Annotated in this window: 15 protein-coding genes; 9 read left to right on the forward strand and 6 right to left on the reverse strand. The window is 41.0% G+C overall.

The genetic code is table 11. The annotated features are described in order from the left end of the window. Positions 1 to 43: 43 nt before the first annotated feature. A complete protein-coding gene (locus QSE00_RS04100; RefSeq protein WP_286104947.1) occupies positions 44 to 799 on the forward strand; it encodes a DUF547 domain-containing protein in 756 nt (251 codons plus the stop codon). Next, on the forward strand, positions 786 to 1,493 hold the full coding sequence (locus tag QSE00_RS04105) for a TIGR04283 family arsenosugar biosynthesis glycosyltransferase (RefSeq protein WP_286104948.1): 708 nt from the start codon (positions 786 to 788) through the stop codon (positions 1,491 to 1,493). Before QSE00_RS04100 ends, QSE00_RS04105 begins: the two co-directional genes overlap by 14 nt. On the opposite strand, the gene QSE00_RS04110 is transcribed toward QSE00_RS04105, so the two are convergent. Beyond that, the gene (locus tag QSE00_RS04110; protein WP_353477437.1) at positions 1,490 to 2,536 is read right to left on the reverse strand and encodes an N-acetylmuramoyl-L-alanine amidase family protein; all 1,047 of its coding nucleotides are present in this window, start codon (positions 2,534 to 2,536) and stop codon (positions 1,490 to 1,492) included. The genes QSE00_RS04105 and QSE00_RS04110 overlap by 4 nt on opposite strands. A 153-nt stretch (positions 2,537 to 2,689) precedes the next feature. Then, positions 2,690 to 3,691 carry a glycoside hydrolase family 113 gene (locus QSE00_RS04115; RefSeq protein WP_286104949.1) on the reverse strand — a complete coding sequence of 334 codons (1,002 nt, stop codon included), beginning with the start codon at positions 3,689 to 3,691 and terminating at the stop codon, positions 2,690 to 2,692. A gap of 205 nt (positions 3,692 to 3,896) precedes the next feature. Between QSE00_RS04115 and trmB the strand changes: the two genes are divergently transcribed. The 7 genes from trmB (at position 3,897) to QSE00_RS04150 (ending at position 8,617) form a co-directional block, all read left to right on the forward strand. After that, positions 3,897 to 4,568 carry a tRNA (guanosine(46)-N7)-methyltransferase TrmB gene (trmB, locus tag QSE00_RS04120; protein ID WP_110354541.1) on the forward strand — a complete coding sequence of 224 codons (672 nt, stop codon included), beginning with the start codon at positions 3,897 to 3,899 and terminating at the stop codon, positions 4,566 to 4,568. A gap of 3 nt (positions 4,569 to 4,571) precedes the next feature. Continuing rightward, positions 4,572 to 5,201, forward strand: a complete 630-nt coding sequence (locus tag QSE00_RS04125; RefSeq protein WP_110354540.1) for a LysE family transporter — start codon at positions 4,572 to 4,574, stop codon at positions 5,199 to 5,201. Then, entirely contained in the window at positions 5,201 to 5,545 is a 345-nt protein-coding gene (locus tag QSE00_RS04130; RefSeq protein WP_110354539.1) for an MGMT family protein, read from the forward strand. Before QSE00_RS04125 ends, QSE00_RS04130 begins: the two co-directional genes overlap by 1 nt. Before the next feature lie 157 nt (positions 5,546 to 5,702). Then, positions 5,703 to 6,845, forward strand: a complete 1,143-nt coding sequence (locus tag QSE00_RS04135) for an Mrp/NBP35 family ATP-binding protein (RefSeq protein WP_110354538.1) — start codon at positions 5,703 to 5,705, stop codon at positions 6,843 to 6,845. Positions 6,846 to 6,847: 2 nt separating this feature from the next. Then, positions 6,848 to 7,090 (forward strand): NifU family protein, encoded by a 243-nt coding sequence (locus QSE00_RS04140; RefSeq protein ID WP_072860500.1) that lies wholly within the window; start codon positions 6,848 to 6,850, stop codon positions 7,088 to 7,090. Positions 7,091 to 7,158: 68 nt separating this feature from the next. Continuing rightward, a complete protein-coding gene (locus QSE00_RS04145) occupies positions 7,159 to 8,217 on the forward strand; it encodes an NAD(P)/FAD-dependent oxidoreductase (RefSeq protein WP_286104950.1) in 1,059 nt (352 codons plus the stop codon). Between the two features lie 70 nt (positions 8,218 to 8,287). Next, complete coding sequence (locus QSE00_RS04150; protein WP_110354536.1) at positions 8,288 to 8,617, forward strand: 2Fe-2S iron-sulfur cluster-binding family protein; 330 nt, start codon at positions 8,288 to 8,290, stop codon at positions 8,615 to 8,617. A gap of 51 nt (positions 8,618 to 8,668) precedes the next feature. Here the strand turns inward: QSE00_RS04150 and QSE00_RS04155 are convergent, their stop codons facing one another. The 4 genes from QSE00_RS04155 to QSE00_RS04170 all read right to left on the reverse strand — a co-directional run bounded on the left by QSE00_RS04155 (position 8,669) and on the right by QSE00_RS04170 (position 14,073). Next, positions 8,669 to 10,459 (reverse strand): glycoside hydrolase family 9 protein, encoded by a 1,791-nt coding sequence (locus QSE00_RS04155; protein WP_286104951.1) that lies wholly within the window; start codon positions 10,457 to 10,459, stop codon positions 8,669 to 8,671. Positions 10,460 to 10,502: 43 nt separating this feature from the next. After that, positions 10,503 to 11,285, reverse strand: a complete 783-nt coding sequence (locus QSE00_RS04160) for a polysaccharide deacetylase family protein (RefSeq protein ID WP_286104952.1) — start codon at positions 11,283 to 11,285, stop codon at positions 10,503 to 10,505. An 18-nt stretch (positions 11,286 to 11,303) separates the two neighbouring features. After that, a complete protein-coding gene (locus QSE00_RS04165) occupies positions 11,304 to 13,040 on the reverse strand; it encodes an ABC transporter ATP-binding protein (protein WP_110354533.1) in 1,737 nt (578 codons plus the stop codon). A 172-nt stretch (positions 13,041 to 13,212) separates the two neighbouring features. Continuing rightward, positions 13,213 to 14,073, reverse strand: coding sequence for an SGNH/GDSL hydrolase family protein (locus tag QSE00_RS04170; RefSeq protein ID WP_286104953.1), 861 nt, complete (start codon positions 14,071 to 14,073; stop codon positions 13,213 to 13,215). Positions 14,074 to 14,510: the final 437 nt, after the last annotated feature.

The raw sequence follows: 14,510 nt of genomic DNA on the forward strand, positions 1-14,510 counted from the left end.
GTTTATACAGCTAAGCGCACTAATTAGAGGTAAATAAAAAACCATGCACCTTAAATCAACATTATTACTGATCCTGTTTCTAACGGAAAGTGTTGTTAATTTTGTGCCTACCCCAAGGTATGTGGAAAATATTGCCGTAGATATTGTTCCACAACTAGATCATTCCAAATGGGATGGATTACTCAAAAAGTATGTAGACGATAGGGGGAATGTTGACTACAACAGCTTTGCCAAGGATATTTCGGAGCTGCAAAATTACTTGGATCATTTAGCCAAGGACCGTCCAATGGATATGGCTCCCAAACCAGAAAAGCTGGCTTATTACATTAACCTCTACAATGCCGCTACGGTGAAGCTGATATTGGATAATTATCCTACCAAAAGTATTAAGGACATCAAAAATCCATGGGGAAAGGATATTGTGCAAATGGGAGGTGAAAAAGTTTCCTTGGGCGATCTGGAACACAAAATATTGCGCAAAATGGATGAACCGCGAATTCATTTTGCCATTAATTGTGCCTCTTATTCCTGCCCCAAATTATTGAACAAAGCCTTTACTGCCAACAACCTTGAAATTTTGCTGGAACGGACGGCCAAGGATTTTATCAATGATCCACAAAGGAATGTGCTAACAAAAGAAAAAGCCTCCCTGTCGCAAATTTTTAACTGGTACAAAAAAGATTTTACCAAAAATGGTTCCTTGATAGATTATCTGAACAAGTATGCCGCCCAAAAATTGACATCCAATACCAAAATAAGTTATTTGAACTACAATTGGGGATTAAATGAAATTGAGTAATTCCACAAACCTTAGCATAATAATTCCAACCTTAAATGAAGCCGCCCAAATTGGTAATTTGTTGGCGTATTTAAAAGCGAATAGTAGCCCTGGAAATATCAAGGAAATAATTGTAGTGGATGGTGGCAGTACGGACGGCACCCCGAGATTGGCAAAAACTTTGGGTGCCAAGACAATAACCTCAGAGAGGGGGCGTGCCAAACAAATGAACAAAGGTGCGGAATTGGCCACGGGCCATGTACTTTACTTTCTACATGCCGACACCTACCCGCCCAAAAATTTTGACCTTTACATCCTAAAGGCAATACACCTCAATATGTCTTCTGGTTGTTTTAGGATGAAGTTCGATACCTCTAAAAATTTTTTACGGTTCTTCGCCTGGTTCAGCAGGATAAATAGCCGGCTATGTAGGGGAGGTGATCAGTCCTTATTTATTTCCAAGGCCCTATTCCATAGGTCGGGTGGCTTTAATGAAGAGTATATCATCTACGAGGATACGGAATTTATTAGCCGCCTATACAAAATATCAAAATTCCAGGTATTACCACAACCTGTGGTAACTTCGGCCAGAAAATATGAACAGATTGGCACCTTAAAATTACAGTATCACTTTGGGATAATCCACCTGAAGAATTTACTGGGTGTTGGTCCCGAACAATTGTACCGATATTACAAGAAAAATATTACCTCTTAATTTTTATTGTCAAAATCCAACAACACCCCTTCCGATATCCATTTGGCCAGGGCTTGTCTATTGTCCGGATCTAGGATGCGCCTTTGGTCCTTTTTGCTCTTAATATTCCCAACCTCTATATAGGCCATGGCAGGTAAGGTATTCTTCACCAAATACAATCCACTACGATCGGCAAAGGTTCCCTCATAATTCCTGTTAGGCTGATATTGTCTGTATTTTTTTAAAAAAGTTTCATGGATGCTTTCCGCCAAACGTTTACCGTTCATACTGTTCTCATGATGATAGAAAAACACGTCTATATTCTGTCCCCTGCTTCGGCTATCTACATGGGTCACTAATAGCCGCTGGTATTTTCCCATATTTTCCAAATAGAGTTTGTTCACCACATCAACACGCTGTTTTAAACGCATTAATTGGTTCAATGGAATTTCCTCGTTAGGATATACCACCTCATCCCTATCTATTTCCAAGATCCGCTGATCCCTTATTCCATCATTGGAATCCCGCACTATAATGTAGGTCTTGGCCCCATGGGATATAAGCTCCTTGGCCAAACGAAGCGTAATATCGTAGGCATATTCGTCCTCTGCAATAATTTTGCCATCATATTTTTCAACAGCTCCGGGATCCGGCCCGCCATGACCAGATATCAAATAATATACGGCACCCTGTAACTTATTACTTTTTATTTCCGTGGCGGCATAATCCTTACCAAAAATATCATCGTTGAGGATATTGGAAACGGCCTTGATTTCAGTAGCCTTTTTTGCAACGGTTTCCTCTATGGGCACTGTATCTACGGGCACAGGGGGTATAATATACTCCCTTCCTTCGTACAAATGAATACTATCCCTTAAATTATCTTGATTAAGGTCTACAAAATGCCCGTAGTGCCTCACCGGATTCATCCCTTGCTTCCTAAGAATGGAATAAATACCATCCCCCTTTTCAGCAATTACGGTTTTAACCGCCGTTTGGGCAATTAAAGGGAGTCCTATTAACCCCACCATCCACGATAAAATAAAAGTTCTTTTGGCAGACACGGTACATATTTTGTACAAATATTATCAAAAATACTGCCATATTCCAAAAACAATCCATAATGATGGAATACTTGTATTGTGCAAACCAGGAATTTAGGCCACTACAATGCAACACAACAACAAAATGAAGACCTATTAAAATAGGTATGGGGCTTAATGAATCTTGTAAAAACTCTTAATCACCTCTTGTGCCGGTTTATTCTGAGGAGTAAATCGATTGTCATTTACCCCTCCCGCCGTTTCATGATCAATGAACCATTTCCAAACAAATCCGCCTGCAAACCAATCTTCTTTCCAAAATTCTTCAAAAATGGCCTTGGTTGCGTTGGTTTGGGCCTCAAGGTTTACATCGTCCTGACTATGGTCTACCAACCAAGGTTTTTTGGCGGTATAATTATTGCTCCTATAACCGTATTCAGTGAAGATAATGGGTTTGTTCTTTGCCACGGACAAAGATCTTATTTTCTCTTTGTGCGGTTGCCACCCCTTTCTTAATTGTTCCACTGTTGGGGTTTTTTCATCACTCAACGGGAAGTAGGCATCTATCCCGATAAAATCCAGATCCTCCCAAAAAGGGGTTCTGCCATATTCGTCCCAATTGGCCGCATAGGTAAGTTTTCCTTTATAAACACTCCTTATTTTTTTGATCAGTTGGGTCCAATACCCAGGTCTGTGACTTACAAATTGCTCCAACTCCGTCCCAATACAAAACGCATCGGCATTTGTTTCCTGGGCCAGGGAAACATATGCCATTATGAATTTCTCATAAGACTCCTCCAGAAGTTGCCAATTTTCTTCCGAATCCATTTTTAAATTACCCGTAAATGCTCCTCTGGAAATCCAAATCTGGGGTTTCAACATTACTTTTAAACCATTCTGATGTAAGATGTCTATGTATTGTCTGGCTCCGGTCCTTGTTTCCCCGAACCACTGCCTTGAGGTATCGAAAATTATTTCTGGGGAATCCGCATCCCTGATAAAGCCAAAGGGCATAACTGCCGCACATTTGGCATTTACATTCCTAACGGCATCCACGTGTTCTTGGGCTACCATATCTCTAGAGGCTACAAAACTCACGCCATTGAATTTCTCCATTGCCTGGCCACTACAGCCAAGTTGCAATAACAATAAGAAAAGAAGACCTAATTTTTGCATTTACAATTTGATTATAGCTCTAAATTAATCCTTTTCAGGCTCATAATAAAGAATAGCAGGTGAATCCGTACTAAATATGTGGGTACTGCCAACACATTTTAAGTCTCCCTTTTAATTCCGATAACATTGAACAACGAACGGTCCGTTCCTAAGAAACAAATTTAGATTTCATTAGCTTTGCCAAAATTTAAATTATAAAACTACCGTGGGAAGTAAGAATAAGCTGAAGCGATTCAAAGAGAATGAAACTTTCAAGAATGTAATTCAACCCTCTAGGGAAGAAATTACCAAAGGTTCGTTTTCTTTAAAGGGAAAATGGAATGAATTTTTCGGCAATGACAATCCTTTGGTTTTGGAATTGGGCTGTGGCAAAGGCGAGTATACCATTGGAATGGCCAGACAAAATAAAAACAAAAACTTCATTGGAATAGATATCAAGGGAGCCCGCTTTTGGCGTGGTGCCAAAACTGCCATTGAAGAGAATGTATCCAACGCCGCCTTTTTAAGAACCCAAATAGAATTGATCGACGGGCTTTTTGCTCCTGAAGAAGTTTCTGAAATCTGGATTACCTTTCCAGACCCCCAAATAAAATATAAACGTACCAAGCACCGACTTACCAACGAAGTTTTCTTGGATAAGTATAAATTAATTCTAAAGGAAGATGGTGTAATGAATCTCAAGACCGATAGTGAATTTATGCACGGCTATACCCTAGGCCTATTACATGGCAAAGGTTATGAAGTGCTCTATGCCAATCACGACATCTACAAAAATGAAGGGAGCCCCAAAGAAGTGTTGGAAATACAAACTTTCTATGAAAAACAGTATCTTGAAAAAGGAAAACCGATCACCTATATCAAATTTAGAATAAGGTAAACCATGGAGCATTTACTTACCCTTTTTTTTGCCACTTTTTCAGCTGCCTTCATGGCCACAGTCCCACCAGGCCTATTAAATATGAACGCCGCCAAGATCAGTGTGGAGAAAGGTAAGACCAATGGTATTATTTTTAGTCTGGGAGTTTCTACCATGATCATTATTCAGGCCTATATTTCTGTGCTGATTTCCAAATTTCTATTCAAAAACCCGGAGATCATAGACCTGCTTTTAAAAATAGCCCTTATTGTCTTCGCTTTTTTTGCCGTTTACTTCTTTGTCAAAGCCAAGAAAAAAAAACTACAAAGGCCCAAAATAGTCAAGGTAAGTAAGAAAAATAGCTTCTTTAAAGGAATATTGCTGGCAGCGGTAAACCTTTTGACCATTCCGTACTACAGCGGACTGAATGCCATGTGGAACGCCTCGGGATGGATACAATTTCAATTCCGGGATATAGCTACCTTTATTCTTGCTGCGGGATGCGGTACCTTTACGGTACTCTATTTGTACACGGTCTATTTTACAAAATTGGAAACCAAGAACAATCGGTTTTCAAAAAATTCCAATTACATCTTAAGTGCCCTAATGTTGTTACTTTTAGTGATTACGCTAATTCGAATATTTTATACCTGATGAAACCAGAAAATGAGAACTTTTTTGAAAAAGTGTACACAGTGGCCAGGCAAATACCATTTGGGCGGGTTACTTCCTATGGTGCCATTGCCAAATATTTAGGAACTGCAAGAAGCGCTAGGATGGTGGGATGGGCCATGAACGGCGCCCACAAAATTGGGGATATCCCAGCCCATAGGGTTGTTAACAGAAAAGGGTTATTGACCGGGAAACATCATTTTGAAGGCACCAATCTAATGCAGCAGTTATTGGAAAATGAGGGGATAAAAGTGGTGGATAACCAAATCGTGAATTTCGAAGTCCATTTCTGGGATCCCTGGCAGGAACTAAAACAATTTTCCTGATTGAAATTGCCCGTATTTTTGCCTTTATCCCATTATATAGAATATACTTATTGCCTTATTTTACTTTTCAATTCCCTTCCTTCCTAATCTCGCTCCTAAGCCCTATCTTTGTAATTTAGAATCAGTTTTAATAATGACTGAATAAGAATGGTTTAGGATGAAATTAGACAAGAAAGACATACTTAAGGCCCTTGAGAACATCACTGTCCCCGGAGAAGGACAAAATATGGTGGAAAGTGGTGCCGTTAAAAATATTATGGTTTTTGGGGATGAGGTAGTTGTAGATATTACCATTTCCAACCCGAGCTTACAGGCGCGAAAGAAAACCGAAGTTGAAATTCTCAAGGTGATACATGAGAAGGTGTACAACAAGGCCAAAATTACCGTCAATGTAAAGGTGGATGCCCCCGCTGCCAAGCCTAAGGTTAATGAAATAAAGGGAAAACCCGTCCCAGGGATCAAAAATATTATTGCTGTTGCTTCAGGAAAAGGAGGGGTAGGAAAATCCACGGTCACCGCAAATTTGGCAGTAACCCTAGCTAAAATGGGATTTAAGGTGGGCCTATTGGATGCGGACATTTATGGTCCATCCATGCCCATCATGTTCGATGTTGCCCAAGAAAAACCTTTGGCCGTAAATATTGAAGGGAAATCCAAAATGAAGCCGATAGAAAATTATGGCGTAAAACTCTTGTCCATTGGTTTTTTCACCCAACCGAATCAGGCAGTAATCTGGAGAGGCCCTATGGCCGCCAAGGCACTCAATCAAATGATTTTTGATGCCCATTGGGGGGAATTGGATTTTATGTTGCTGGATCTTCCTCCAGGGACAGGGGATATACATTTAAGCATTATGCAATCCTTACCAATAACAGGGGCAGTGGTCGTAAGTACCCCGCAGGAAGTGGCCTTGGCCGATGCTCGAAAGGGAGTGGCCATGTTCCAACAAGATTCCATAAATGTACCGGTATTGGGAATCGTAGAAAATATGGCGTATTTTACACCAGAGGAATTACCCAACAACAAATATTATATTTTTGGCAAAGAAGGTGCCAAGCATTTGTCCGACGACTTAAACGTTCCTTTTTTAGGGGAGATTCCCTTGGTACAAAGTATTAGGGAGGCAGGTGATGTAGGAAGGCCGGCGGCACTTCAAACGGCAACCTCAATTGAAACCGCTTTTGAGGAAATTACAAAAAATGTAGTTCGGGAAGTGGTGGATAGAAACAAAAGTTTACCTCCAACGGAGGCTATTAAAATAACTACAATGGCAGGTTGTTCGGCTGTTAAAAAGAAGTAATTATGACATCGATTGAACTTAAAAATAATGTTGAAAAAGCCTTGGAGGAAATCCGTCCTTTTTTGCAAAGTGATGGTGGGGACATTTCCCTAATTTCCATAGACAACGATAACTCGGTTAAGGTAAAATTGGAAGGGGCCTGTGTTGGCTGTTCGGTTAACCAAATGACCCTAAAAAGCGGTGTGGAAATGACCATAAAAAAATATGCCCCACAAATACAGGAGGTCATTAATGTGGTGCAATAAGCTGACTTTTATCATAATCCAATACCAATTCCTTTTTTAGCTTTGTAGCTATTTTAAGTTTTTCTTCCATGATTAAAACAGATATTCTGATTATAGGTGCCGGCCCAACCGGTCTTTTTGCAGTTTTTGAAGCAGGCCTATTACAGCTTAAATGTCATTTAATTGACGCATTGCCACAGGCTGGTGGGCAGTGTTCCGAAATTTACCCTAAGAAGCCTATTTACGATATCCCAGGATTCCCAGAAGTGTTGGCAGGCGATCTGGTAAACAACCTTATGGAACAGATAAAAGCGTTCCAACCTGGATTTACTTTGGGGGAACGGGCCAATACCATTGAAAAATTGGAAGATGGCACTTTTTTGGTTACCACCAACAAGGGTACCAAGCACAATGCCCCCATCGTGGCAATTGCCGGAGGTCTTGGTAGTTTTGAGCCCAGAAAACCCCTGATAGATAAAATAAAGGATTATGAGGACAAGGGGGTTGCCTATTTTATAAAAGACCCGGAAGTATATCGTAACAAGAAGGTGCTTATTGCCGGGGGCGGAGATTCTGCCCTGGACTGGAGTATCTTTTTGGCCGATGTAGCTTCGGAAGTAAACTTGGTACACAGAAGAAATGAGTTTAGAGGTGCTTTGGATTCTGTAGAGAAGGTACAGTCCTTAAAAAATCTTGGAAAAATAAACCTTATTACCCCTGCAGAAGTGGTAGGCCTTAAGGGATCCGGAAAATTAGAGGCCGTGGTAATCAATAAATCCGGGGATGAAGATGAAGAAATCACCAAAGAAATAGATCATTTTATCCCTTTGTTCGGACTGTCGCCCAAACTGGGGCCCATTGCCGATTGGGGATTGGAAATTGAAAAGAATGCCATAAAAGTGGACACCTTCGATTATCAGACCAACATTCCAGGTATATATGCCATTGGGGACGTAAATACGTATCCCGGAAAACTAAAATTGATCCTTTGCGGCTTTCACGAGGCAACCCTAATGTGCCAGAGTGCCTATCAGCGTATTTTCCCGGACAAAAAATATGTTATGAAATATACCACCGTTGGCGGTGTATCCGGTTTTGATGGCAGCAAAAAAGAAGCCCCTAAGGCAGTAGTAAAGGCCATTGATTAAAAAAAACAACCAAATCCTAAAGTAAATCCCTTAAATTTGCTGGCTATTAGCAAAAAAGAATATTTCTGGCATGAGCGATGTTAAAATAAAAATTAAGGACAGGGATGGGGTTGTTCACGAGGTAGACGCACCCACGGACATGAATATGAATCTAATGGAAATAGTACGTTCCTACGAACTTGCCCCAGAGGGAACCATTGGTATATGTGGGGGCATGGCCATGTGCGCATCCTGCCAGTGCTATATAGAGTCTGACCACCAATTGCCCGAAATGTCCGATGATGAGGACGCCATGCTTGCCGAAGCTTTCAACGTAAAGAATAACAGCCGTTTGGGTTGCCAGATCCATATTACAGAAGATTTGGAAGGCCTGGAAGTGGAATTGGCCCCTGAGAGCTAAAAGGCAATCACCTGCTTTTGATTGAACCACCTTTTTCCCTAAAACCTAAGACTAATTTTTGTTTTGGTCCGCCCAATGGGCCATCATAATTATGGAGCCGGCAGTACCATCCATGGTAGGTTCATTGGTAGAATAGTCACCAATATCATCATGGTACACCACAAACTCATTTTGAAAGGCTTCAAATTCATCCGGATTATCCATACGTAAGCCCTTTAAGGAATTAAAAATCGAGGCATAGACCGGACCGTCCACCAAACCTCCAGCAACTTCCTTTCCGGTCAGTGCCCATGTACTGGTATGCACATCCATAGGATACTCCCCAGTTTCCGGCATCTTGGTAAACATAGAAGTTCCCCATGGATTTCTACCAAAAAGCCAATCCCTTTGTTCCACCAAAAATTGATGGTAACTTTTATCCCCGGTCATTTTTTCATAGAGAATCCCCTGGGTAATTAAACTGCTGAGCAAATTATTGGAGCACCAGATAAATGGGACCCCAATATTATAGGCATTTTTGGACGCCCTCTTCAAATTATCCTCCAAACCACTTTTGTAGTAGGCAGCCAACGTATTTTGAAAATTTTCATCCACCAGATCATGTAGGGCAAAATGGCCCAAATTAACAAATGGATAATATTCATAATGCCCCACCGAATCCTTGGGCATCCACGATATCGTATTCGCCTTTAGGGCATACTCCTTGGCCTCTTTCAAATAGCTACTGTTTCCCGTACTTTTGTAAAGCTCTGCAGCTCCCCATTCCATATCGTCCGCCCAGGTCTTCTCTGAATATCTATACGGGGCGCCATAGGAGTTCCCCTGTTGAAAACCTTCCTTCTCCTTTCCCAAACGATATAAGGATTTGGCAGCCTCCAAACAGTTTTGCGCAAAAACGGAATCCTTTACATCCCGTAACCAAATTCTTGAGGCCAAGGCCAGCGCCGCGGCTGAGCGTCCTGCCAAATTAGAAACACCACTGGCCTCACTTTTATATTTGTTAAGACCTTGTGGTTCCCCAGTCGCAAAATATGCCACCCTATAACTATTTTTGCCCCAGCCGTAGTCCGAGCTGTCCTCATCAGGCATTTTCCACCCAATATGATCGCGATCATCTGCAATTTGATGTATCAATTGATCGGTATCGGGGTGCAATTTTAAAATCCAATCCAAACCCCACTTGGCCTCATCCAAAACATCCGCAATACCATTGGGCCGTGGTTGACCTAAGGCGTTTACCCGGTCTTCAAAAGTATCGGGGTATAATTCATAGGCCATCAACATATGGGCCGTGGCATAACTTCCGGTTATTAGATATTTAAGCTGATCTCCTGCATCATGCCAACCTCCGGAAGCATCCACAAAGGTTCCTTCGGGCATAGGGCCATAGGCCGAACGCCCGTCCCTTTGATGGCATACCATATCAAAATAAGGATTATAGCCGCAACGTTGTTGACGCATAAACCCTAACAATACCTCAGATTTTTGCTTATAAACATCATTCCCTATCTTAAAAAGTTCTGATCGAGAATTGGATTTTTTTGCCTTTATAAAGTAAGTCCCCTTGACGGTTACATGTGAAAAATCCAGTTCATAATAACTCTTAAAAGTCCCCCAACCCTTCTGTTTGGATTTAATTGGCCTTAATGTAGCTACCACCTTGTTCTTATCATCTATCAACTGGAACACTTCGTTTACCCTGGTATTTGAAAAAACAATTGCCTTTTTGTGTTCATCCAATAAATACCCCAACTGATTTATTCTAATAAACGGGCCTTGGGGAATTTCGTTTCCCATAAGGAATTGCCCTATGGACAATAACAAAAAGATGAATTGTTTCATAGAATAGGAAGATTATAAAACTTAAAGATAAAAAAATTGATTCTTAATTACCATCAAGTAAACGCTCAATCCGCTGCAATTGATAGCCCCTTTTTTTCAAATGTTTGATCAAGGGTTCCAAATAATGATAAAGCTTGTCCGTACGGGAGGTATCCGTACCGATATGCATCAAGAGCAAAAATCCATTTAGACCAGTACTGTTTTGTTCTTCATATTGTACTATATTTTGGATAATTTCTGTACTGGATCTATAATTTTTCATTTCAGGGGTAGTATAATCTGCATGTGACAGGGTTCCATGGGTCATATTTACCAATATAAGCCCCATATTCCCTGTCCATTTGGCAATGCTATCGTTGTACCACTCATAAGGTGGAAGAAAATAGCGGGCATTCTCTTTCCCTATACCAAATACTTTCATCTTCCCATAATTAGCCAGTAGATCCTGTTTAAATTCCTCTTGTGAAACCAATAGGCTGTCCCGTTGTGTCCAATCACAATACAAAAGATGTTTATTGGAATGTGCGCCCAAATAATGTCCATCACTATATAACTTTTTGATCGTTCGGGTAAATTTTGGATTACTATAAAAGTTTCCTGTAAAAAAGAAGGAGGCCAATACCTGTTCCTTTTTAAGGATCCTTCGTATGTGCTTGGCACCATCTCCAAATTGATCCCCTGTAAATACTAGGGATAAGGCCGGATGTGTACTATCCCCCCTTACCAAGGCCCCATCTATATAAGAATATTTTTCCGATTTCAGTCCTTGACCATTGCCAACCAGAATACCTCCGGTTAAAAATAAAGAAAACAAGCACCTTCTCATCGCCTGGACCATTTTTTACTAAATCCTCGCTTGGTAAGTAAATAGGTTGTAATATCTACCTTCTTTTGCAATAAGCTCATCGTGGGTTCCCTTTTCAGCAATACGACCATTTTCTATGACGAGAATTTGATCGGCTTTCCTTATGGTACTCAATCTATGGGCGATGACAAAGGTTGTCCTTCCCTCGGTCAGGGTGGCCAAACTTTTTTGAATAAGGGCTTCACTTTCCGTATCCAGATTGGAAGTAGCTTCGTCCAAAATCAAAATTTTAGGATTGGCCAAGACCGCCCTGGCTATTGCAATACGTTGCCGCTGTCCACCGGAAAGTTTCACTCCCCGTTCCCCGATCAGCGTGTCCAATCCCTTATCAAACCTATCTGTAAATTCGTCCACATAGGCTGCTTTCACGGCCATAATAACTTCTTCCTCCGATGCATTGGGCCTTGGGAACATTATATTTTCCCTAATGGTACCTTCAAACAAAAATTCATCTTGTAGTACAACCCCCAAATTCTGGCGATAACTTCTCAGATCAACTTTGGAAAGATCTTGATTATCCACTGTAATGGTTCCTGATAAGGGATTTAAAAAGGTTGCCGCCAAACCGGCTATAGTGGATTTCCCGGAACCGGAACTACCCACCAGCGCAACCACATCACCGGACTTAACCTCAAAACTAACGCTATGCAATACTTCATTATCCTCCTCATAGGCGAAGGAAACCTCCTTAAAGGCTATATCCCCCTTTATTTCTTCAAGAACAATTGTTCTTTCCCCTTCATTGGCTTCCGGTATCATATTCATTAATTCTTCCGTACGGTCCAGACCTGCAAGCGCTTCGGTAAGCTGACTCCCTATATTGCTCATTTGTACAATGGGGGCGATCATGATACCCAAAACAAAGGTGAAGGACAGGAATTCTCCAAGACTCAATCCTTCATACATAATTTTATAACCCCCGATCCCCATAATTCCTGTGGTAGCAATCCCGATTAAAAAAGTTGCCGAACTGGTCATAAAAGCAGTTGCCGTAAGGCTCTTTTTTACATTTTGGAACAACAGTTCCACTCCATTCTCGAAGACCTTGGTCTCCTGCTCCTCCGCATTAAAGCCTTTGATTACCCTTATACCTCCGAGTGTTTCGGTAAGCCTACCCGTAACCTCAGCATTTATTTTTCCCCGATTTCTAAAAATAGGTCTTATAATCTTGAATGCCTTTAAAGCAATGAAGGCAAAAATGGCCAATGGAATAAAGGTAAAGAAGGTCATTGACGGACTAATCCATAACATGTAGACCAAGGCACCTATGGCCGTAATACTCCCCCCTACCAATTGGACCAATCCTGTCCCAATAAGGTTTCGAACCCCTTCCACGTCGGACATTATACGAGAGACCAAAGCCCCCGATTTGGTATTATCAAAAAAACGGATCGGGAGTGAAAGCACTTTTTTTTGCACCTGTGCCCTAAGCTCCGAGATAAGGTATTGTGCTTGCACACTCAATATTTTTGTCAACAAAAATGAAGTTACGGCCCGCACCAAAATAGATAGTATTACCAACCCTACCAATATTTTGAGCATATCCATATCCTTGTTTGGAATAACATCGTCCATAAAATATTTTAGGGAAATAGGACCTACAAAATTTGCAGCATTACTTATTACGATCAACAGCAGACCAATAAGTACCAAATTGCGACGTGGCCAAATTATTGTTTTAAAGGCGGTAAGAATACTTACTTTTTTATTGGGCATTATATAGTTTATTTTGATTTTGGGAATTATAAGGTATAAATGTAATTAAAGTTATTGGTAGGCGAACCATGAAACTTTCCATGTTATTACATAATTATGGTACACAGCTAGCATCACAAAAGAACGAATAACCCAGGATATGATTGCAAATCCCAATGGTTGGGAATTATCATTAATCAAAGATAGGAAGTACAACTGGGTATAGTTTATCCACAAATCGCTTATAAGTTTCGCCTGATGGATGCAGGCCATCCCCTGCTACTAAATTGGGATTGGACAATCCATTTCGTGTTATATCCGTAATATTAATAAATGACACCCCCATTTGAAGGGCCGTTGCTTCCGCAAAGGCATTGTATTCATCAATTTCTTTGGAAATTTTGTCAGTATTTCTGCCTTCCCCAAAAGGGGTATAGGCATAATCCGGAATGGAAACAACTACAACATTTTTTGGATTGCCATAGGCCAAAGCCATTGCAGCTTCCAATAATAAAGGAAACTCTTGGGTATATACCCTAAATGGCTTGCCTTGATATTGGTTATTGACCCCAATTAAAAGGGTTACCAAATCATAGGAAGGCAATTGGGCTCCCTTCTTAACTGCATCCAGTAAATTATCCGTGCGCCATCCGGTGACGGCAATAATCTCTGTATTGACCTTAACCTTAAGTCCCTGCTCCAATCTAGTCTTTAACTGAATGGGGAAGCTTACAGCACTTTCTACACTTGCGCCAATGGTATAGCTATCTCCCAAGGCCAAATAGTTATAAATGTCCCATTTATTTAAATGAGGTCCAGGCATATCATCAGGGACGGCAACAGTGGACCCAGGTTCCATTAGCAGGTCTATGGAGGGCCCATCGGTAGGTATGTCCCTTTCTTGGGAACAACTGAAGAAAATTATGGCAAATAAAAATAGTAAACTACCTCGGGGCAAGCCCGCGAGGCATTCGTAGGAAACGATCTTTAATTTTCCAGGCAAGCCTCGGGGTATTATACCCTTTGGCGGTGCCAATAAAGTCAACCACATCATTCAGTTTTTACATTGTTTAGAAAAAAAATGGCACTGAGGTTTTCAGTAATTCGAACAACCCAAATTCGTTATAATCCCGCGGCCTCCATCCCAAAAAAACTGGAATGGGTTTAAAAGGGTAGATGCAGTAAAGTCACCGGACCATTAAGTTGGAAGGTCAATAAAAGGTATTAAACCTCTGGGCAAGCCTGTCTGCCGACAAAGGCAGGCCCTGAACCCAATAATGGGAATCGACCCTAGGGTCGAGGTATGGAACCTAGATCCCGCCAAAAAAGGTGGGATTAGTTCAATTTGCAATTTTAAGTGCGTCTTACCGTCTTCTCTAAATTGAGTTTCACTAATGAAATACCAATTTAAAACGGTGGAATCAGTTCTTGTTCCGTTTATAATCCCTAAGCATCCTTAAGGTATACGGGATTAAAATAAGCAAGAGGTTA

Source organism: Arenibacter flavimaris (assembly GCF_030291335.1).
Taxonomy (GTDB): Bacteria; Bacteroidota; Bacteroidia; order Flavobacteriales; family Flavobacteriaceae; genus Arenibacter.

Bases quoted from the DNA above. Each gene is read 5' to 3' on its own strand.
- QSE00_RS04100 (WP_286104947.1), top strand. From the start codon at position 44: ATGCACCTTAAATCAACATTATTACTGATCCTGTTTCTAACGGAAAGT.
- QSE00_RS04105 (WP_286104948.1), top strand. From the start codon at position 786: ATGAAATTGAGTAATTCCACAAACCTTAGCATAATAATTCCAACCTTA.
- QSE00_RS04115 (WP_286104949.1), bottom strand. From the start codon at position 3,691: ATGCAAAAATTAGGTCTTCTTTTCTTATTGTTATTGCAACTTGGCTGT.
- QSE00_RS04125 (WP_110354540.1), top strand. From the start codon at position 4,572: ATGGAGCATTTACTTACCCTTTTTTTTGCCACTTTTTCAGCTGCCTTC.
- QSE00_RS04130 (WP_110354539.1), top strand. From the start codon at position 5,201: ATGAAACCAGAAAATGAGAACTTTTTTGAAAAAGTGTACACAGTGGCC.
- QSE00_RS04135 (WP_110354538.1), top strand. From the start codon at position 5,703: ATGAAATTAGACAAGAAAGACATACTTAAGGCCCTTGAGAACATCACT.
- QSE00_RS04140 (WP_072860500.1), top strand. From the start codon at position 6,848: ATGACATCGATTGAACTTAAAAATAATGTTGAAAAAGCCTTGGAGGAA.
- QSE00_RS04145 (WP_286104950.1), top strand. From the start codon at position 7,159: ATGATTAAAACAGATATTCTGATTATAGGTGCCGGCCCAACCGGTCTT.
- QSE00_RS04150 (WP_110354536.1), top strand. From the start codon at position 8,288: ATGAGCGATGTTAAAATAAAAATTAAGGACAGGGATGGGGTTGTTCAC.
- QSE00_RS04155 (WP_286104951.1), bottom strand. From the start codon at position 10,459: ATGAAACAATTCATCTTTTTGTTATTGTCCATAGGGCAATTCCTTATG.
- QSE00_RS04160 (WP_286104952.1), bottom strand. From the start codon at position 11,285: ATGAGAAGGTGCTTGTTTTCTTTATTTTTAACCGGAGGTATTCTGGTT.
- QSE00_RS04165 (WP_110354533.1), bottom strand. From the start codon at position 13,040: ATGCCCAATAAAAAAGTAAGTATTCTTACCGCCTTTAAAACAATAATT.
- QSE00_RS04170 (WP_286104953.1), bottom strand. From the start codon at position 14,073: ATGATGTGGTTGACTTTATTGGCACCGCCAAAGGGTATAATACCCCGA.